Genomic DNA, 20,195 nt, shown 5'->3' with positions numbered 1-20,195 from the left:
TTAGCGGCTTTGACACGCCGCAAGCAAGGCTTCGACCGGTTGAAAACGGACTTCGAGTTCGGCGAGCATGACGCTTCGCATGTCCTCTTCGAACACACCAAGCCATGCGGCTGCATCGCCGCAAGACGATTCGTTCGCGCGCCGCAAGCGCTCGAAGTGCTTGCCGAGCAGCGCGGGCGCCTGCGCGAGCAGCGTGCGCTCGCGCGCGGCGAGCGCCTGTTCCATCACGGCATCGACGACAGCGAGACGCGCGGTGTGCGCCGATGCCGACGCGAGCGTCGCGCGCAGGCGGCTTCTCAGTGCGCCGATGTCCGATTCCATCGTCTGCTGCACGGACAGATAGCGCTGGCGATACACCGCGAAGTCCGTCGGCGGATCCGCAGCCGGCATGTGCGCCGGCGCGCGATGGCGCGGTGCGTGAGCCGGCTTGTCCCCGGCGATGGCGCGCACAAGGGAAGCACGCACGCGCGCACACGCTTCTTCGGGGCCGCCGGAAGCGGATCGCGCACCGGGGATGGCGGGCGGATCGCCGGCGAGCGCCGTGGAAAGCGCGATCGCGTCCGTCCAGCCGAGCCAGTGGCTCAGCCGGTCCGAGAGCGAGGCGGCGGGTGCGTGAACATCGAGATCGGCGATGCGCGCCAGCAGGCGGACGAGCGCCGGGCCGCTGATCGCCGTGCGCTTGGGGGCTTGCACGTTGAGACCGGTGGCGAAAACCCGCTAGTTTACACGGCGGCGGGCCGCTGCCTAGATTTGCGGCGTTTTTGTCACAGACTGCGCCGCGGCCGGCGGATGGCACGCGGCGCTTTTCGGAGTTAAGGAAACTCTGCGTAACCCTGTCATGGCATCGATTAGGAATGCTACTATTGACGTTACAGACATGGAGGCATTGTGATGACGCAACTTCATCTCGGTTTGAACCTTTCGACCAAGCGAACGCGTAAGCGGGAGTTTTTGGACGAGATGAGACGAGTGGTGCCATGGTCAAGATTGATCGAGTTGATCGAGCCGCACTATCCAAAGGGCAAAGCCGGACGTCCTCCTTTTCCAATCGCGACGATGTTGCATATTCACTTCCTGCAACAATGGTTTAGTCTGTCGGATCCAGCGATGGAAGAGGCCCTCTACGATGTGCCGCTGTATCGGGAGTTCGCGGGTCTCGACGGCGCGATGACCCGCCTCCCGGATGAAACGACCATCCTGCGGTTTAGGCACCTGCTCGAAGCACATGGGATCGCTGCGCAAATCCTGGCGGTGGTCAATGAGATATTGCGCGACAAGGGATTGATGCTCAAGGCGGGATCGGCCGTCGATGCCACGTTGGTCGCGGCGCCCAGCTCGACCAAGAACGGCTCGGGCACACGCGATCCCGAGATGCAGTCGACTCAGAAAGGCCGCAACTGGTACTTCGGCATGAAAGCCCACGTGGGCGTGGACGCAGAATCAGGCTTGGTTCACACGGTCATCGGCACGGCAGCTAACGTGCACGACATCAATGTGGCACATGCGTTGTTGCACGGGGAGGAGACGAGTGTTTATGCCGACGCCGCATACCAGGGCATCGAAAAGCGTGAGCAAGCGGGTTCGGCCCGATGGCACGTTGCAATGCGGCCCAGCAAGCGCAGGAAACTGAATCTAGACGACCCTGTCGACGCGATATACGACAAGATTGAAAGGCTGAAGGCTGGTATTCGGGCGAAGGTTGAGCATCCTTTCCGAATACTCAAACGACAATTTGGCTACACGAAGACGCGATACCGGGGGCTGGCGAAGAATACCGCTCAAATCACTACGTTGTTTGCGTTGGGCAATCTATGGATGATGCGCAACGCGCTACGCCACTCGTAGAGAGGCCGCCAGATGAACGTGGCCTTCATGTCCTTGCTAAAAGTCACAACCTCTTAACCGCATCGACGTGGTGACCTAATTCAGCAATCGACAGGCTTGCGCGAGGGAAAGTGGAGCTCCAACGCATACTGTTTACAACGAGTCTTCGTCCACGCCTGTCGCATGCGCCTCGAAACGCATTGTGCAGACGCTCCTTAACTGGTTCGTCCGCAAAATGACCGCGCGTAGACTTCGCCTGGGTCTTAAAGCACCCATGTCAGTGCCCTAGTCAAGCACTGATTTTCGCCCCGCCGCATGGCGGGGCATTTTTTTGTCCGGCGCCTGGCCGCTCGCTACACCACACGCTTGCTGCGGCGGAACTGGTCGAACAGCACCGCGAGCAGCAGAATGCCGCCGCGAATCAGGTACTGATAGAAAGTCGGCACGTTGAGCAGGCTCATCGCGTCCTGCACCGCGCCCATGATGAGCACGCCGACCAGCACGCCCGATATCGTCGCGACGCCGCCCGTCAGCGAGACGCCGCCCAGCACGCACGCGGAGATCACGCCGAGTTCCAGCCCGACCGACGTTTTCGGATCGCCGAGACTCATGCGCGATGCGAGCATTACGCCCGCGAAGCCCGTCACGAGCCCTTGCAGCACGAACACCGTGATCTTGATGCGCGTGACCGGCAAGCCCGCCAGCACCGCTGCCTCGCTATTGCCGCCCACCGCCAGCACGTTCTTGCCGAACACGGTCTTCTTCAGCAGGAAGCCGAACACGACGAAGCCGACGATGTTGCTCCAGATCGGATACGAGATGCCGAGAAACGAGCCGCCGCCGAGATCGAAGAAGCGCTCCTCCGAGATCATCACCGCGTCGCCGTTCGACGTGAGGAACGCGAGACCGCGCACCGCTTCCATCATCGCGAGCGTGGCGATCAGCGAGTTGATCCTGAAGCGCGCGATCAGCACGCCGTTCACGAGCCCGACCGCGCCGCCCGCCAGCACGCCGGCTGCGATGCCGAGCGTCACGCTATGCGTCGCGGTAATGACGGTCGATGCCATGACGCCCGCGAATGCGACGATGGACGCGACCGACAGATCGACTTCACCCAGCGCGAGCACGAACATCATCGTGACCGCGATCGAGCCGATCAGCGTGACCGATAGCAGCAGGCCCTGGATGTTGCGCGGCGTGAGAAAGCCCGGCACGCTCACGGACAGCGCCGCGAACAGCACCAGGAACACCACGACGATGCCCGACTTGTTGACGAGGTCCCACACGCGCGCCTGCGAAGGCGTGACCGGTGCGCCGGAATCGCTCGTTGAGGAAGTGCCTGGAGTTTGCATGGCTTGGCTCATAACATGTTTCGTCTTTCGCGCGCCGCCGCTTGTTGCGTCTGCAGTCAGCGGGGCAAGGCGAGCTTGATCAGTTCATCCGGCGACGCCTGCGCTTTCGGCAGCGCGCCGGCAATGCGTCCTTCCTTCATCACGATGATGCGGTCCGACACGCCGATGACTTCGGCGAGATCGCTCGATACGAGAATCACCGTGCGGCCCGCTTCGGCAAGCTCATACAGAAGGTTATAGATCTCGGCGCGCGCGCCGACATCGATGCCGCGCGTGGGCTCGTCCATCAGGAACACGTCGATGCGTTCCGCGAGCCAGCGCGAGAGAATCACCTTCTGCTGATTGCCGCCCGAGAGCGTGCCGATAGCCGTTTCGCCGCTGCGCGTCTTGATCGCGAGCTTCGCGATGTATTCCTGCGCGAGCGCGCGCTCGCGGCGTGCATCGAGCAGGAAGCGCGCGGGGCTGAAGTGCCGGCGTGCGCTGATGTTGAGGTTATCGGCCACCGACGCGATCGCCACGATGCCTTCCTGCTTGCGGTCTTCCGGACACAGCGCGATGCCGGCGCGCACGGCGTCGCGCGGGCTTTTGAACGCCACGCGCTTGCCCTTCAGCTCGACGTGGCCCGCGCTTGCCTTTGCCGCACCGTATAGCAGCTTCATCAACTCGGAGCGGCCCGCGCCGACGAGACCGAAGAAGCCGACGATCTCGCCGCGCCGCGCGCTGAACGACACCGGCTCGGAAAGTCCGGGACCGAGCAGGCCTTTCGCTTCGATCATCACTTCGCCGGCTTCGCGCGGGCGATAGCCGTACACGTCCGCGATCGAGCGCCCGACCATGCAGCCGATGAGCCGGTCGCGCGAAAGCCCCGCGACCGAGTCGAAGGTTTCGATGCGCCGGCCATCGCGGAACACGGTCACGCGGTCGCACAGTTCATACACTTCGTCCATGCGGTGCGTGACGTAGATGATCGCGCGGCCATCGGCGCGCAATGCATCGATGATGCGAAAAAGCTGCTTCGTTTCGCGTGCGGAAAGCGAACTCGTCGGTTCGTCGAAGGCGATCACGCGCGCATCGCGCATCAGCGCCTTGCCGATCTCGATCATCTGCCGCTGTCCGATGGACAGGTTCTTGACAGGCGTTCGCGGATCGATTCGTTCGCCTAAACGTTCCAGTTCGGCCACCGCGCGCTTCACGAGCGCGCGTTCGTCGAGCACGCCCGCGCGATTCGGCAACCGCCCGAGCATCAGATTCTCGGCAACCGTCAGCTCGGGAACGAGGTGCAGTTCCTGATAGATGATCGCGATGCCCGCCGCAATCGCCTCGCGCGTCGTCGTGAAACGCTGCGCCACGCCATCGAGCTTCAACGTGCCCGCCTGCGGCCTGTTGACGCCCGACAGCACCTTGAGCAACGTCGACTTGCCCGCGCCGTTCTCGCCCATCAGACCATGCACTTCGCCCGCGCGCACCGACAACGACACGCCGTCGAGCGCGCGCACGCCCGGAAAGCTCACCGTGATGTCATCGAGTTCGAGGTACGCTGCGCGCTCGTCGATCGCGTGCGCGCCGCTCACGCTGTCGGTCGTCGTGTCCATGCGCGTTCAGATACCGAGTTCCGTACGCACGGACTTCCAGTTCTCACGCGTCATCAGCTTGCCGGTGGTCTGCGTGTCGGCGGGCGGCTGCTTGCCCTTGCGAATCCATTCGACGAGATTCTCCGCACTCTGCTTGCCGTGGTTCGTCGAACTCACCGCAATCGTGCCGAAGAAACCCGTCTGCTCCTTCTTCTGGAATTCGGCGAACGCCTCGCCCGCACCGTTGATGCCGACGCCGATCACGTCCGCCGACGCAATATGCAGTTGCTCCGTCGCGCGCACGCCGCCGAGCACGGTCTCTTCGTTGATCGCGAAGATCACCCACTTCTTGATGTTCGGATGCTGCGCAAGTACCGGCGATGCCGCGTTGAAGCCGCCTTCGTCATCGGTCGTCTTCTGCGGCGCGTCGAAGATATTTTCCTTCTTGAAGCCGCTCGCGATCAGCGATTGCGTCGCGCCATCGGTGCGCAGCTTCGCCGTCGGCAATTCGTAATCGGTGATGCGCAAGGCGCCGACTTCCTCGGGCTTCCAGCCACGGCGCTTCATTTCACCGGCGATGGCGTCGCCGACCTGATTGCCGATCTTGAACGCCGACATGCCGAGATGCGGCACGTTCGAAAGCGGCTTGCCCGACGAATCGACGAGCTGGTCATCGACCGAAACGAACTTCATGTTGTAGCGCTTCGCGCGTGCGGCGATCGCCGGTCCGAGGCGCACGTCCGGCGCGCAGATCACGAAGCCCTGCGCGCCCTGTGCGCCGAGGTTGTCGATCGCGGCGAGCACTTTCTCGCCATCCGGCGTGCCGATGTTCACCGACGTGAAGTTCTCTTTCTGGCCGAGCGCGGTCGCGGCCTTCTGTTCGTTGATGAACCATGCCTGCTCGGGCATCTTCACGAGAAAGCCGATCTTGAGCGGCTCGTCGGCCTGCGCCGCGCCGTGCATGGCGAAAGGCGCGACGCACAGGGCGGCCGCGATGGCGCGCAAGGTCATGCGGCGAATTCGGTTGTTCATGACGTGTCTCCTTTTGGTATTGCTCTTGTGGTGAATGTCGTGTGTGTCGTGTGCTTCTAGTGGCCGAAGGGCTCGGTTTCTACGTGTCGTCCCAACAAAAAGGCATCCGCGACGAGGCGAAGCGGACGCACGTCCACATCGCCTTCGCGTCGTGCAATGAGTTCGTGAAAGCGCTCGTATAAGGTGGGATATTCGCGCTCCGCGCCAAGCGTCACCGTCTCGCCGGCGATGGACAAACGCTTGCCGCCTTCGCGGATCGAGAGGCGTCCCGCATCCGTGTCAACATCGATATCCCATTCCTCGACGGGACCGTGACGCCAGTCGAACATTGCACGCACCGGCGCGCCGTTCGTATCGACGCAATCGAGTTCGGCGGCAATCGGCGTCGATGTATCGCGTGGAATGGTGAGCGTGGCCGCGCGCAACGCGATCTCGCGCGGCAGAATGCGCGTGACGATGGAAAGCGCATTGATGCCCGGATCGAACACGCCGAGTCCGCCCGGCTCCCAGATCCATTGCTGGCCCGGATGCCAGCGCCGCACGTCTTCCTTCCAGCGCACTTCCACCGAACGCACCGCGCCCGCTTCCGCCGATGCAAGCCACGCGCGCGCCGGCTCGACAGCGCTTGCCGCGCGCGAATGCCAGCTTGCATAGAGCGTGACGCCATGCGAACGCGCGATGTCGTGAAGCGCTTCGACCTCGCTCACGCTCGCGCCGGGCGGCTTTTCGAGCATGACGTGCTTGCCCGCCTCGAGCGCGGCGCGCGCCTGCGCGAAGCGCACTTGAGGCGGCGCGCAAAGCGATACGGCATCGAGCGACGTTTCAACTGCGAGCAGCGCGTCGATGTCGGGATAGTTGCGCACGCCGTCCACGCTCGCGTTGCGGCTCGCGCACGCGACGAGTTCGAAGCCCGGTTGCGCGGCTATCGCGGGCAGATGCTGATCGCGCGCGATCTTGCCGATACCGACGACGGCGAGCGTGTAAGCCGATGTCATGCGAGTCCTTTTTCCGTGTCGCCGGGATCAGTGCGAATGACGCGGCACGGCCGCACCGCGCATGCCGACGAGGAAGTCGAGGTCGCAGCCCTCGTCCGCCTGCAGGACGTGATCGACGTAGAGCCGCTGATAACCGCCATCGCCATGCACGCGCGGCGCAGCGTGCTCGCTCATGCGGCGCGCGAGTTCCTCGTCGCTGATGTCGAGGTGCAGCGTGCCCGCATCGCAGTCGAGTTCGATGAAGTCGCCGTCGCGCACGGCCGCGAGCGGCCCGCCCGCCGCCGCTTCGGGCGCGACGTGCAGCACCACCGTTCCATACGCGGTGCCGCTCATGCGTGCATCGGAGATACGCACCATGTCCTTCACGCCTTGCCGCAAGAGCTTGGGCGGCAGGCCCATGTTGCCGACTTCCGCCATGCCGGGATAGCCCTTCGGACCGCAGTTCTTCATGACGAGCACGCAGTCCTTGTCGACATCGAGCGATTCGTCGACGATGCGCTCCTTGTAGTGTTCGAGGTTCTCAAACACGACCGCGCGCCCACGATGCTTCAACAACTCGGGACTCGCCGCCGAGGGCTTGAGCACCGCGCCGCGGGGCGCGAGATTGCCGCGCAGCACGCGAATGCCGCCGTCCGCGATGAGCGGATTGCTGAGTTCGCGAATGACTTCATCATTCGTATTGGGGGCGCTTTTCACGTTCTCCCAGAGCGTCTTGCCGTTCACCGTCAATGCATCCGGATGCGGCAGGAGCTTCGCTTCTCCCAGGCGTCTCAGCACGGCCGGCAAACCGCCCGCGTAATAAAACTCTTCCATCAGGAAGCGGCCCGACGGCATCAGATCGACGATGGTCGGCGTATCGCGCCCGATGCGCGTCCAGTCTTCCAGTTCGAGCGGCACGCCGATACGCCCGGCAATCGCCTTCAGGTGAATGACCGCGTTGGTCGAACCGCCGATGGCCGCGTTCGTGCGGATCGCGTTTTCGAACGCTTCGCGCGTGAGGATCTTCGAGAGCGTCAGCCCTTCGAGCGCCATCTCCACGATGCGGATGCCCGACATGTGCGCGAGCACGTAGCGGCGCGCGTCCACCGCCGGAATCGCCGCGTTATGCGGCAGCGACGTGCCGAGCGCTTCGGCCATGCACGCCATCGTCGATGCCGTGCCCATCGTGTTGCATGTGCCCGCCGAGCGCGACATGCCGCCTTCCGCCGACAGGAACTGATGCAAGTCGATCTCGCCCGCCTTCAACGACTCGTGCAATTGCCACACAGCCGTTCCCGAACCGATGTCCTTGCCGTTGAGCTTGCCGTTGAGCATCGGCCCGCCCGTCACGACGATGGCCGGCACGTCGCAGCTCGCCGCGCCCATCAGGAGCGCGGGCGTCGTCTTGTCGCAGCCGGTGAGCAGCACGACCGCATCGATGGGATTGCCGCGAATGGCTTCTTCCACGTCCATCGCCGCGAGATTGCGCGTAAGCATCGCGGTGGGACGCAAGTTCGATTCGCCATTGGAAAACACGGGGAACTCAACGGGAAAGCCGCCCGCTTCATACACGCCGCGCTTGACGTGCTCCGCGATCTTGCGAAAGTGCGCGTTGCATGGCGTGAGTTCCGACCACGTATTGCAGATGCCGATGACGGGCCTGCCATCGAATTCGTGATCGGGGATGCCCTGATTCTTCATCCAGCTTCGATACATGAAGCCGTTCTTGTCGGCGGTGCCGAACCATTGTTGAGAGCGCAGTTTGGGCTTCGATGCCGACATGTGATTCGTCCTGGTTCATAACGCAATTGCGGCGAAGTCTATGAGGCCGCGTGATAATCTACTAATGAATTGTTGGACCTCACCGATATTCAAATCAGCATTCGTACAAACCCTAGATGTTGCTGAACTCGAGCCCCTGGTATATCCGCAACCGGCTGAAGACGCGCCAGTTGATGCTCGTCGTCGCGCTCGCGGAAGAAGGCAACATTCATCGCGCGTCGGCCGTGCTTCACATGACGCAGCCCGCTGCATCGAAGCTCTTGCGCGAACTCGAAGAGACGCTCGGCGTAACGCTCTTCGAGCGCGAGCCGCGCGGCATGCGCCCCACGTTGTACGGCGAGGCCATCGTGCGTCATGCGCGCGCGGTGCTCGGCACGCTCGATCAGGCGCAGGAAGAACTCGTCGCGCTGAGGTCGGGCCGGCTCGGGCATGTGGCGCTCGGCGCGATCACGTCGCCGGGCGTGCGGCTCTTGCCTGCCGCCGTCGCGGCGGTCAAGCGCATGCACGCGGATATCCGCATCTCCGTCGAAATCGATACGAGCAACGTGCTGCTCGAACGCCTCGCGCAAGAAAAGCTCGATGTGGTCATCGGCAGGCTGTCGGTGGAACACGACAAGCTGCGTCTCCGTTACGAACCGCTGACGGGCGAGCCGGTGCGCGCGCTCGTGCGCTCGGGGCATCCGTTGCTGCAAGGCGCGGCGCTCACGCTCGCGGACGTGCAGTCCTATGCGTGGCTCGTGCCGCCCGCGGGAAGCGTGCTGCGGCATCGCTTCGAACTCATGTTTCAGCGCGCGAGCCTCGCGCCGCCGTCGAACGTCGTGGAGACCGCGGCGATTCTTTTCATCACGCGGCTTCTGGAACAGAGCGACATGATCGCGGTGCTGGCCGAGGACGTCGCGCTCTACTATGCGCGGCATGGCATCGCCGCGATGCTGCCCTTGCCGATGGATTGCCAGATGGACGACTTCGGCATCGTCACGCGCGCGGATCGGCTCTTCACGCCCGCCACGAGCGTCATGGTCGATGCGTTGCGCGCAACGGCGCTCGATGTCTATCGAAGCGAGCCGCGCTAGCGGCGTGGCTCTCGCGTAAGCGCCGTCAGGATCGCGAACGCGGCCTTCACGCGCTCCGCATTCGGGTAGTTCTTGTTGGCGAGCATCACGATGCCCGCATGCTTCGCCGGGACGAAAGCCACATACGCGCCGAAGCCGTTCGTCGATCCTGTCTTGTTGATCCACACGTCATCGCGCGGCGCTTGCGGCGGATTCATGCGCGTGACGGGATTCGCGTCGAGGATCATCGGCGGCGCGTTGCCGTCGAGCAATGACTGCAACGGCGCGGGCCACGCGTATTGCTCCCAGATGAGGTCCTGCGTCATCGGTCCCGTCGCGAAGTAACCCGTATGCGTGGCGATGACCGCGCGTTGCAGCGTGGCGTCCACATGCGCGCCCTCGTTCATGTTGATCTGCACGAAGCGCGTCATGTCCGCTGCCGTGGCTCTCACGCCATACGCCTCGGACGACAGCACGCCCGGCTTCATCCGGATCGGCGCGCCGTCCTTCGTATAGCCTTGCGCATAGTCTTTCGTGCGCGCGGCCGGCACCTGGACATAACTGTTCGTTAGACCCAGCGCGGGAAACAGGCGCTCCTGCATGAGCCCGTCGAAGCCGCGTCCCATGCTTTTCGCGGCGATGACGCCGAGCATGCCGATGCCGGGATTCGCATACGTGCGATGCGTGCCGGGCGCATAACGCGGCTGCCATGTCTTGAAGTACTGCATCAGTTGCGCGTTGTCGTGAATGTCGTCGGGAACTTGCAGCGGCAATCCGCCCGGCGTGTGCGTGCCGAGTTCGAGAAGCGTCACGTCGTCGCCGAACGCGGTGCCGCGCAATTCGGGAAGATGCCGGCTCACGGAATCGGCGAGCGAAAGACGCCCCTCTTCTTGCGCATACGCTGAAAGCGTCGCCGTGAACGTCTTGCTGACCGAGCCGAGTTCGAAAAGCGTGTCGCGCGTGACGGGCTTGCCGCTTTCCTTCGACGCCACGCCATAGTCGAAGACATACGGCTCGCCCCCGACGATAACGCCGACCGCCATGCCCGCAATGCCTTCGCGCGCCATCAGCGGCTCGATGCTTCGATCGACGATTCGCGCGATGTCGTCGCGAGCGAGCTTCGTCTGACTGAAGAGGGATAGCGGACAGGCAGAGATAACCGCCGCAATGAGCAGCGTGATGAGCTTCATTATTCGAGTCCTTGTTATGCGCGCAAACGCGAATGCGCGGAGGCGAGGCGATGCACGCTTCGCGTGCGCATCATAAACGCCGAGTTCGCGGCGCTCGCCTGGCAATGCGCTTGCGGCGAGCCGAAAGATCGACCATCAGCGGCGCCGATGAAAACAGCAGCAGCACGAGCGCGCACGCTGCCCAGCACGACATTGTCCGCGATCGACGAGACGAGGCCCGACCTATGCAACGTGTACCGGCCGACCGCGAGAAAGCCGCGCGCACAGCCGAGCCGCCGGTTGGCGCATTTCGTGCGGCTCGGGGAGGTCAAGCCTCGCAGATAGGCGATCGGCATGGCGCGCCTGCTCGATGAAGAAGCACAGAAGATAGCACGACGTTTTCGCCGTGCGCGTGACCGCCGGCAGCGCCGGCAACGCCACGTGACAAGGCTCGCGGGCCATCTGGCGCGTCGATGCTTAGCACGCTAACGAATGGAACTGCCGCTATAATCCCGCCCCATGACTTCCATCGATCTCCTGCGCCGCTCGGTCAGCAGCACGCTCGTGCTGGCAGCGCGCCGCTGGCGCCGCACGACCCACGGCGTGCTCGCGTCCTATGGCGTATCCGAGGCATGCGCCATGCCGCTGCTCACGGCGAACCGGCTCGGCGAGGCGGTGCGGCAAGTCACGCTCGCGGAGCATGTCGGCATCGAAGGGCCGTCGCTCGTCCGATTGCTCGATCAGTTGTGCGCGGCAGGACTCGTTCGCCGCGACGAAGATCCCGAGGACAAGCGCGCCAAAACCATCACGCTGACGGACGAGGGCCGCGCCGTCACCACGCACATGGAAGAGCGGCTCATGTCGCTGCGCGCGTCCGTGCTCAAGGACGTGAGCCGCCAGGATCTCGAAACCACGCTGCGCGTGCTGAACGTGTTCAATGCGTCGCTCGATGCGTCGCCGCCGAACGCCAGGAACAGGGGCCGGGCACAGACGCCATGAGTTTCCCGTCCGCACGCGAGTGGCTTTTTTCCGGCAAGACCTTCGCCGCCGCGATGATCGCGCTCTACCTCGCGCTCGCGCTCGAACTGCCGCGTCCGTATTGGGCGATGGCCACGGTCTACATCGTCTCCAATCCGTTCGTCGGCGCGACGCGTTCGAAGGCGCTGTATCGCGCGCTCGGGACCGCGATCGGCGCGGCGGGCGCGGTCGTCATCGTGCCGCCCTTCGTCGAGTCGCCGTTTCTCTTCAGTGTGATCGTCGCGTTATGGACGGGCACGCTGCTCTTCCTCTCGATGTTCGACCGCACCGCGCGCAGCTACGTCTTTCTGCTCGCGGGCTATACGCTGCCGCTCATCGCGCTGCCCGCCGTGACCAATCCCACGGTCGTCTTCGATCTCGCTATTTCGCGCACCGAGGAAATTCTGCTCGGCATCGTGGTCGCGAGCATCGTCGGATCAGTGGTGCTGCCGAGCCGTCTCGCGCCCACGCTCGTCGAGCGCACGGACGCGTGGTTTCGCGACGCCGCGTTCTACGCGAGCGAAGCGCTCTCCGGACGGCTCGCGGGCGCGTCGATTTCGGCGGCGCGCCAGCGTCTCGCGGCCACGGTCAACGGCCTCGAAATGCTCGTGAGCCAGCTCACTTACGATCACGCGCGCCCCGACATCGTGCGCCGCGCGCGCGCGTTGCAGGGCCGCATGCAGATTTTCCTGCCGCTGATTTCGTCGCTCGCCGATCCGCTCGTCGAGCTGATCGAGAAGCGCGGCACGCATCCCGAAGGACTCGAAGCGCTGCTCGCGGATGTCGCGAAGTGGGTCGCGCTGCCCGCGCCGCAAGCGCACGACGCGCGCGAGTCCGAACGCGAGCCTGACGCGTTTCGCGCGCGCATCGCGGCGATGCGGCCCTCGGCGCAGGCGCTCGCGAGCGAAGACGGCGCGCTGCTGTCGAGCGCGCTATGGCGTCTGTCGCAAGTCATCGACGTCTGGCAGGACATTCGCGCGCTGCGCGCCGCGCTTCTGCACGACGAACACGACTGGCGCCCGCACTTTCGCCACTGGCGGCTCGGCGGCACCGAGCGTTTCTTCGACCGCGGCATGATGCTCTTTTCGACGGGCGTCGCGGTGAGCGCGATCATCGTCGCGTGCGCGTTGTGGATCGAATCCGGCTGGGCCGATGGCGCCGGCGCGGTGGCGCTCGCCGCCGTCGCGTGCTGCTTTTTCGCCTCGCTCGACGAACCCGCGCCGCAAGTGTTCAAGTTCTTCCTCGCGACGTGCATGAGCGTCGTGCTGGCGGGTCTCTACGTGTTCGCCGTGCTGCCGCACGTCCATGACTTTCCGATGCTCGTCATCATCTTCGCGGGGCCGTTTCTCGTCATCGGCACGCTGATTCCGCAGCCGCGCTTCACGCTCGTCACGATGCTCGTCGCGGTGAACACGGCCACGTTCATCAGCATTCAGAGCGCCTACGAAGCGGACTTCTTCGTGTTTCTCAACAGCAATCTCGCGGGCGTGGCGGGCCTGCTCTTCGCGTTCGTGTGGACGCGCGTCACGCGCCCGTTCGGTGCGGAGATGGCCGTGGCGCGTCTCACGCGCTCGGCGTGGCGCGATATCGTTTCGTGTTCGTCCACGGCCACGCTCGAAGATCAGCGCAATCTGTACTCGCGCATGCTCGACCGGCTGATGCAGCTCCTGCCGCGGCACGCGGCGACGGATTCGCACCGGCATCCTTCCATCGAAAGTTTCCGCGATTTTCGCGTCGCGCTGAATTCGCTCGATCTGCGGCGCGCGCGCCGCAAGCTCGCCGCCGACGTCCAGACATCCATCGACGACGTGCTCGCGGGCGTCGGCGGCTATTTCCAGCAATGCATCGACCGGCGCGAGCGTCAGCCCGTGCCTTCCGCGCTCGTGCACAGCATCGACCGCGCGGTCGCGCAAGTCGCCGCGCATACGATCGCCGAAGCGCAAAGGCATCCGCAGGCGACGCTGCCGGGGGAACGGTTGTTGCGCGACACGCTGCACGCGCTCATCGGCGTGCGCCTCTCGCTGCATCCGCCCGCGAAAGAGGCGCAAGAACCCGATGCGCGCGGCGGCGACGCGCCACGGAAAGAACCCGCGTGATGCTCAAACCCTCTTCCTTACCGGACCCGCTCGCATGATCGGCGAAATCGACATTCTCGGCGTCTTCGTGCCGGCCGTGCTCGTGCTCATGTTCATCGCCTATCTGCTGAATCTGGCGATCCGCAGCGTGCTTGCGCGCGTGGGCTTTTACCGCTTCGTGTGGCACCGCTCCGTTTTCGATCTCGGCATCTACATTGTGGTGCTGGGGCTTGTCGTCGTTGTTTCGCATCGGCTCATAACGTGAAAAAAACCTGGTTCTCCATCGGGCAGATTCTGCTTACGCTCATCGTCGTCGCGATTGCAGCCGTCGTGCTGTGGAAGCTGATCGATTACTACATGTTCGCGCCGTGGACGCGCGACGGCCACGTCCGCGCCGATGTCATTCAGGTCGCGCCCGATGTCTCCGGGCTCATCACCGACGTGCGCGTGGCGGACAACCAGCAGGTGAAGCGCGGCGACGTGCTGTTCATCATCGATCAGGCGCGCTACACGCTCGCGCTGCGCAACGCGCAAGCCGCCGCGCAGCAGCGCCGCGCGACGCTCGATCAGGCGCGCCGCGAAGACGCGCGCAATCGCTCGCTCGGCAATTTGGTCGCGCGCGAAGTGGTCGAGGAAACGCATTCGCGCGTCGAACAGGCGACGGCCGCGCTCGCCGATGCGGAAGTCGCCATCGACACCGCGCGGCTCAATCTGCAGCGCACGGAAATCGTGAGTCCGGTCGACGGCTATCTGAACGATCGCGCGCCGCGCGTCGGCGAATTCGTGCCGGCGGGACGCGCGGTGTTGTCGGTGGTGGACATGAACTCGTTTCGCGTCGACGGCTACTTCGAGGAGACGAAGCTGCATGGCATCGACATCGGCCAGAGCGTCGATATCAAGGTGATGGGCGAGCCGAATCTGTTGCGCGGGCATGTTCAGAGCATCGTCGCGGCCATCGAGGACCGCGACCGCCAGCAGAGCGCGAGCCTCCTGCCGAACGTGAATCCCGCGTTCAGCTGGGTGCGTCTCGCGCAGCGCATTCCGGTGCGCGTCGCGCTCGACGAGATTCCCGCCGATTTCCGCATGATCGCGGGCCGCACCGCGACGGTGTCCGTGCGCGGCACAGGGCCGACGATCGGACGACGCAACGCATCGGGCGGCGTGCCCGCATCGGCGACCGCGCCGGCATCGGCGGTTCCCGCGCACGTCGCGCCGGCTTCGGGCGCATCGCAATGAGAAGCATCGCGCGCATGAAGACGCAACGCCTTCGCCTGACTCTGCTTGCGTCGATGCTCGCGCTCGGCGGCTGCATGACCGTCGGGCCGGACTACAAGCTGCCGGAAGGCGCCGTGGCCAACGCGCCGTTCGCGAACGCGCCCATCGACGGCGTGGACGAAGCGCCCGTCGCGCGCGGCACGGCGCCGTCGAAATGGTGGCGTCTCTACGACGATCCCGCGCTCGACGCACTCGTGAGCGAAGCGCTGATTTCGAACGCGGACATTCGCGTGGCCGCGGCCAATCTCGCCCGCTCGCGCGCCGAAGTCGAGTTTGCGAACCGGCAAGGCGGCTTCTCCAGCCGAAGCTCGGTTGCGTTCCAGCGCGCGCAGGAATCGGCGGAGCAGTATCTATTGACGGAGAAACTGCCGGTGGTGAACGAAGGCGCGCTCGAACTGAGCGTGTCGTATGAATTCGATCTCTTCGGCAAGCTCAAGCGCGGCATCGAAGCCGCGCAAGCGGACGACGAAGCGGTCGAAGCCGCCGCCGATCTCGCGCGCATCACGGTCGTGGCGGATGTCGTGCGCGCGTATGTCGAATCCTGTTCGGCGACGGAAGAGCTGAATATCGCGCGCAAGTCGCTCGCGCTTCAGCGGCAACGCGTGAGCCTCACGCAGCGTCTGCGCGAAGCGGGCCGCGGCAACCAGTCCGAAGTCACGCGCGGGCAGACGCAATCCGAAACGCTCGCCGCCGATATTCCGCGCTTCGTCGCGCGCCGCCGCGTGGCGCAGTATCGGCTCGCGATGCTGCTCGCGCGCGCGCCGTCCGCGCTGCCGCCCGCCGCGCTTTCGTGCAGCAAGGTGCCGACGCTGCGCCAGCCGATTCCCGTCGGCGACGGCGCGGCGCTGCTCAAGCGCCGTCCCGATGTGCGTCAGGCCGAGCGGCAACTCGCGGCATCGACCGCGCGCATCGGCGTGGCGACGGCGGCGCTGTATCCGTCGGTGAGCTTCGGGGCGTCGGTGGGATCGGTGGGCGTCGCCGAGGATCTCTTCGGCGCGACGACGAACCGCTGGGCGTTCGGGCCGCTCATCAACTGGAGCTTTCCGATCAACGGCCAGCGCGCGCGCGTGCGGCAGGCGGAAGCGGCATCGGGCGGCGCGCTCGCTCACTTCGACGGCGTGGTGCTCAACGCGTTGCGCGAAACGGAGAGCAATCTCGCGACCTACGCGTCGGACAGCACGCGCGCCGGCACGCTGCAGACGGCGTACCGGTCGGCGGCGCAATCGGCGGACGAAACGCATCGGCTCTATTCGGCCGGGCGCGAATCCTTCTTGGCCGATCTCGACGCCACGCGCACGCTCACGAGCGTCGCCGCGCAAGTGGCGGCGGCGCAGGGACAAGTCGCGATCGATCAGGTAAATCTGTTCCTCGCGCTCGGCGGCGGCTGGGAACGCGACGACGCGCAAGACGCAACGAACGCGACCAACGCGACCAACCCAAGCGGCAAGTAAATGCCACCGTCAGCCCGCCAAGCCATGCGCGGGCTGCTTCGGCAAGCGCACGCGGAAGATCGCGAGCTTTCCTTCGCGCGGATATCCGTTCGAGAAATTGAGTTCGTGCAGGTGCGAATCCGCGATATACAGATACCCGCTTGAAATCGCGAAGCCGTCCGCCCATGAAAGCTGCGGATGCTTGCCGACGAACGTCTTCTGCACGATTGCCGGCTTGCCGTCGCGCTCCACGATGTCGAACGCAACCACCGTGCGGTTTTCCAGATCGCCGCCATACAGCACGCCCGCCGCGCTCATGATGAGGCCGCCGGTTTCCGCGCCATCGCCGAGAAATTGCACGCGCTTCGATAACTCGTCCACGCTCAGCGTGGCGTCGATCAGCGCGGCCGTCGGCACGCGCCAATAGTGATGGTCCGTCAGGGGCCGGTAGTAGAGCCATTCGCGATCCGGCGACAGCGCGATGCCATCCGTTTGCAGCACGAGCACGCCGCCATCGAGCTTGCGTGCGATGCGATCGCCGAACATCAGATGCTGCTCCGGGTCCGCGACGCTCGACCGGTCGCCCGCCAGCACGAGCCGCGACTGCCCGCTTTGCAGGTTCGTCACCACGACGCCGCCCTGATTCCCCGCATTGCTGATGTACACGTAACCGTGTTTCAGGTCGACGCGGATATCGTTGAGCGAATCCTTCGGCGTGACGATGTCGCCGTAATCGAACTGGCGCACGATCTCGCGCGTAGCCAGATCGAACTCGATGAGCTTCGGCGGCTGGCGCGTCTGATCGACGGACGCGAGCGACGAATCCAGCGCCCAGAGATGATCGCGCTCATCGACCCAGAGCGCCTGCACCGAGATCCATTGGCGCGCGCCGTCCTCGTCGGGCTTATAGACGTTCCAGCTTTCGTCGGGAAACGGCGCAAGCGCGTGCGTCTTCGTGTCAACTTCGACCATGCTGTAGCGCGAGCGCTTCACCGACGCAGGCGCCGTCGCGAAGACGCGCCCTTGCCGCGACACGCCGATGCCGACGAGCCGGAAGTCGTCGTCGAAGGCCGCGACGGTTTCGAGCCGCGGCTCATGCTGCGTCGCGGCGCCGGCCGACATGGGAAAGCCCATCGCGCCGAGCCATCCCGCGCCCATCGATGCAAGAACGTGCCGCCGCATACGCTGGCGCTCGATGCCGTGTTTCATCGCGTTTCCTCGGGTGTCCACGTTGCGCCTGTCGTTCCGTAAGTGATTAATCAACGTTTGGTTCAACGATGCTAGGTAACGCGACCACGGCATGTCAAGGCGAGACGCTCATTCACCTCGGGCGACGAGCCTGCGAATGACCGACGCCAGCGCGACTTCGCCCTTCACGATATCCGCGTCGCGGCCTTCGAAGCGGATCCATCCTTCGTTGAAGCCGTCGAGCATGCGGATGCGCGGCTCCGGGTTTAGCATGCCCTGCGCGTCGAACAGCGCGCGCCAGTTCTCGCGCGGCACCGCTTGTGCGCCCACCGGCTTGCCGAGCACGGAGGCGAACGTCGCGGCGATGTCGTTCGGGCTGACGCGCCGCGGTCCTTCGAGTTCGACGACGCGCGCGCCGTGCCGCTCGTCGTCATGGTCGTCGTCATCGAGCAGCTTCGCAGCCGTTCTGCCGACGTCCTCGGTCGCGACCATCGGAATCGCGCGATCGAGCGGCTGGAGAAACGAATGGATCACGCCTTCTTCGCGCGCGGATCGCACGTCCCACGCGCAGTTTTCCATGAACCAGCCGGGGCGCAGAAACGTGACCGGCATCGGCTGATCGCCGAGCGCGCGCTGAAGCAGCGTGTGCTGCGTCAGAAGATTGGTTTCGCTCGCCTGCGCGCCGATGGTCGAAAGGCACACGATCTTGCGCGGCCTGGCGCGTGCGAGCGCAGCGACGATGGCACCGATGGCTTCGCGTGCCTCGGGAAAGCCGGGCATCGGATCGAACACCGGAGGCAGAAGAAGGAATACGCCTTGCGCGCCTTCGAATGCGCGCGCGAGCGCATCGGCGTCCGTCATACGCGCTTGCGCGACTTCGCAGCCGCGCGCGGCCCACGGCTCGCCTTTCTTCGCGTCGCGAACGATCGCGCGAAGCGGCCGGCCTCTTTCCAGCAATGCGTGCGCGAGCGCGCCGCCGACTTGCCCGCTGATTCCCGTAATGGCGTACATGTTCGATGCTCCCTTTGCGTATCGGTCGATGTGACTGTCTGAACGATTCGCATGGTAGGGCGCGCTTCACGCCGAAGAAATGCCGCGCGCGTCATGACATCCATGACGCGCGGTCATGAATCGCGCTGCTGTTCCCACGTATCACGCATGCATTGCGCGAAGCATGTCAGCCGCCGCGCGCGCCGCCACTTCGCAGCCGAGCACGATATGGGCTTCCGCCGTATCTTCGATGAAGTCGTGGCTCACGCCGCCGATGCTCGGCACGAACAGCATGCTCGCCGGCACGCGATGCGCGATCACCTGCGCATCATGCGACGCGCCGCTCGGCATGCGTTCCCATTGCCCCGGCGCGAGCGCTTCGGCGGCGTTCGCGAGATGCGCCTGCAACGCGGCGTCCATCACGACGGGCTGCTCCGGCGGCTCGCTCGACGCAATCTCGACGCACACGCCGTCGCGCGCGTTGAAGTCGTCGATCAGCGCGGCGAGCGCGCGTTCCATTGCATCGAGACGCGCGGCGCTCGCATCGCGGAATTGCAGAGACATCTCCGCGCGGCCCGGCACGACGCTGAACGAACCCGGATCGAGCTCGATGCGCCCGACCGTCCAAACCGTATCCGCGTCCGCGAGCTGGCCGAACGCATCGTTCATGCGCGCGATGAACGCGACGAGACCCGCGCCGGCGTCGCGGCGAATGGACATCGGCGTCGTGCCCGCGTGATTGCGCTGGCCGGTGAAGCGCAGCGTGAGTTCGCGTATGCCGACGATCGTCGTCACCACGCCGAGCGACTTGCCGCGCGCTTCGAGCCGCCCGCCCTGTTCGATGTGCGGTTCGAGATACGCCTTGTGCCGCGACGCGTCGATGCGAACGCGCGGCACGTCCGCGAGGCCCGCGCTTTTGAGCGCGTCGGCGAGCAACACGCCCTCGCGGCTGCGCGCGGTGCGGATCGACGCATCGACGGAAGCATCGCCGGCGTTGGCGACGAAACTGCGGCTGCCGAGAAAGCCCGCGAACGTGCCTTCTTCGTCGATCCACGATGCGACATCGAGCGCGAAGTGCTTCGTCTCGTCACACTCGGCGAACGCGCGCGCAATCTCGATACCGTAAATCACGCCGAGCGCGCCGTCGAGCCAGCCGCCCGTGGGCTGCGTATCCGTGTGTGAGCCGATGAGCAGCGCCGGACCCGCGTTGCGCGAGCGGCCGAGCACGGTGCCGACGCCGTCGATCGACGCATCGAGGCCCGCGTCCGTCATGCGTTCAACGAGCCAGCGCCGCGCCTCCATATCGACGGGCGAGAGCGAGAGCCGCACGACGCCCGGTCCCGTCGCGCCGAAGCTGCGCAGTGTCCTCAAGTCGCCGAGCAGGCGGGACGAATCGATCTTCAGCATGACAAGTCTCTTCTCGAATGCAGATGAAAAAACCCCGCTCACGGCATCGGCCATGAA

The 20,195-nt window shown here is 65.0% G+C and carries 17 protein-coding genes; 7 read left to right on the top strand and 10 right to left on the bottom strand.

From position 1 onward, the window contains the following. A complete protein-coding gene (locus LDZ27_RS22325; protein ID WP_244817968.1) occupies nt 1-693 on the bottom strand; it encodes a DUF3348 domain-containing protein in 693 nt (230 codons plus the stop codon). A 198-nt stretch (nt 694-891) separates the two neighbouring features. On the opposite strand from LDZ27_RS22325, the gene LDZ27_RS22320 reads away from it, so the two are divergent. Continuing rightward, the gene (locus LDZ27_RS22320) at nt 892-1,845 is read left to right on the top strand and encodes an IS5 family transposase (RefSeq protein WP_244816423.1); all 954 of its coding nucleotides are present in this window, start codon (nt 892-894) and stop codon (nt 1,843-1,845) included. Nucleotides 1,846-2,177: 332 nt separating this feature from the next. Here LDZ27_RS22320 and araH read toward each other — a convergent pair whose 3' ends face one another. The 5 genes from araH to LDZ27_RS22295 are packed head-to-tail and all read right to left on the bottom strand — an operon-like array spanning nt 2,178 to nt 8,535. Next, the gene (araH, locus tag LDZ27_RS22315) at nt 2,178-3,188 is read right to left on the bottom strand and encodes an L-arabinose ABC transporter permease AraH (protein ID WP_244817967.1); all 1,011 of its coding nucleotides are present in this window, start codon (nt 3,186-3,188) and stop codon (nt 2,178-2,180) included. Nucleotides 3,189-3,232: 44 nt separating this feature from the next. Beyond that, nucleotides 3,233-4,768, bottom strand: a complete 1,536-nt coding sequence (araG, locus tag LDZ27_RS22310; RefSeq protein ID WP_244817966.1) for an L-arabinose ABC transporter ATP-binding protein AraG — start codon at nt 4,766-4,768, stop codon at nt 3,233-3,235. 6 nt (nt 4,769-4,774) lie between these two features. Beyond that, the gene (locus LDZ27_RS22305) at nt 4,775-5,779 is read right to left on the bottom strand and encodes an arabinose ABC transporter substrate-binding protein (protein ID WP_244817965.1); all 1,005 of its coding nucleotides are present in this window, start codon (nt 5,777-5,779) and stop codon (nt 4,775-4,777) included. A gap of 56 nt (nt 5,780-5,835) precedes the next feature. Then, entirely contained in the window at nt 5,836-6,774 is a 939-nt protein-coding gene (locus LDZ27_RS22300; protein WP_244817964.1) for a Gfo/Idh/MocA family protein, read from the bottom strand. Nucleotides 6,775-6,801: 27 nt separating this feature from the next. After that, nucleotides 6,802-8,535 (bottom strand): IlvD/Edd family dehydratase, encoded by a 1,734-nt coding sequence (locus LDZ27_RS22295; protein ID WP_244817963.1) that lies wholly within the window; start codon nt 8,533-8,535, stop codon nt 6,802-6,804. A 116-nt stretch (nt 8,536-8,651) separates the two neighbouring features. Between LDZ27_RS22295 and LDZ27_RS22290 the strand changes: the two genes are divergently transcribed. Continuing rightward, nucleotides 8,652-9,608: a LysR substrate-binding domain-containing protein gene (locus LDZ27_RS22290; RefSeq protein WP_244817962.1), complete on the top strand. Its 957-nt coding sequence runs from the start codon at nt 8,652-8,654 to the stop codon at nt 9,606-9,608. Here the strand turns inward: LDZ27_RS22290 and ampC are convergent. After that, complete coding sequence (ampC, locus tag LDZ27_RS22285; protein ID WP_244817961.1) at nt 9,605-10,777, bottom strand: class C beta-lactamase; 1,173 nt, start codon at nt 10,775-10,777, stop codon at nt 9,605-9,607. The two genes, LDZ27_RS22290 and ampC, sit on opposite strands and share 4 nt — an antisense overlap. 498 nt (nt 10,778-11,275) lie before the next feature. On the opposite strand from ampC, the gene LDZ27_RS22275 reads away from it, so the two are divergent. From LDZ27_RS22275 to LDZ27_RS22255, 5 genes are read left to right on the top strand one after another with little or no spacing between them, the layout of a single operon-like run. After that, complete coding sequence (locus tag LDZ27_RS22275; RefSeq protein ID WP_244817960.1) at nt 11,276-11,755, top strand: MarR family winged helix-turn-helix transcriptional regulator; 480 nt, start codon at nt 11,276-11,278, stop codon at nt 11,753-11,755. Further along, complete coding sequence (locus LDZ27_RS22270) at nt 11,752-13,869, top strand: FUSC family protein (RefSeq protein WP_244817959.1); 2,118 nt, start codon at nt 11,752-11,754, stop codon at nt 13,867-13,869. Before LDZ27_RS22275 ends, LDZ27_RS22270 begins: the two co-directional genes overlap by 4 nt. 34 nt (nt 13,870-13,903) lie before the next feature. Next, the gene (locus LDZ27_RS22265) at nt 13,904-14,113 is read left to right on the top strand and encodes a DUF1656 domain-containing protein (RefSeq protein ID WP_244817958.1); all 210 of its coding nucleotides are present in this window, start codon (nt 13,904-13,906) and stop codon (nt 14,111-14,113) included. Next, entirely contained in the window at nt 14,110-15,084 is a 975-nt protein-coding gene (locus tag LDZ27_RS22260; protein WP_244817957.1) for an HlyD family secretion protein, read from the top strand. Before LDZ27_RS22265 ends, LDZ27_RS22260 begins: the two co-directional genes overlap by 4 nt. A gap of 14 nt (nt 15,085-15,098) precedes the next feature. After that, nucleotides 15,099-16,574: an efflux transporter outer membrane subunit gene (locus tag LDZ27_RS22255; protein WP_244817956.1), complete on the top strand. Its 1,476-nt coding sequence runs from the start codon at nt 15,099-15,101 to the stop codon at nt 16,572-16,574. Between the two features lie 9 nt (nt 16,575-16,583). Here LDZ27_RS22255 and LDZ27_RS22250 read toward each other — a convergent pair whose 3' ends face one another. The 3 genes from LDZ27_RS22250 to LDZ27_RS22240 all read right to left on the bottom strand — a co-directional run bounded on the left by LDZ27_RS22250 (nt 16,584) and on the right by LDZ27_RS22240 (nt 20,138). Continuing rightward, a complete protein-coding gene (locus LDZ27_RS22250) occupies nt 16,584-17,762 on the bottom strand; it encodes a major royal jelly family protein (protein WP_244817955.1) in 1,179 nt (392 codons plus the stop codon). Between the two features lie 108 nt (nt 17,763-17,870). Continuing rightward, nucleotides 17,871-18,752 (bottom strand): NAD(P)H-binding protein, encoded by an 882-nt coding sequence (locus LDZ27_RS22245; protein WP_244817954.1) that lies wholly within the window; start codon nt 18,750-18,752, stop codon nt 17,871-17,873. Between the two features lie 141 nt (nt 18,753-18,893). After that, nucleotides 18,894-20,138: a Zn-dependent hydrolase gene (locus LDZ27_RS22240; RefSeq protein ID WP_244817953.1), complete on the bottom strand. Its 1,245-nt coding sequence runs from the start codon at nt 20,136-20,138 to the stop codon at nt 18,894-18,896. Nucleotides 20,139-20,195 lie beyond the last annotated feature (57 nt).

The organism is Caballeronia sp. Lep1P3 (assembly GCF_022879595.1).
In the GTDB taxonomy this organism is placed as follows: domain Bacteria; phylum Pseudomonadota; class Gammaproteobacteria; order Burkholderiales; family Burkholderiaceae; genus Caballeronia.
The sequence above is the reverse complement of the archived record's forward strand: the minus strand, read 5'-3'. Positions and strand labels throughout refer to the sequence as shown.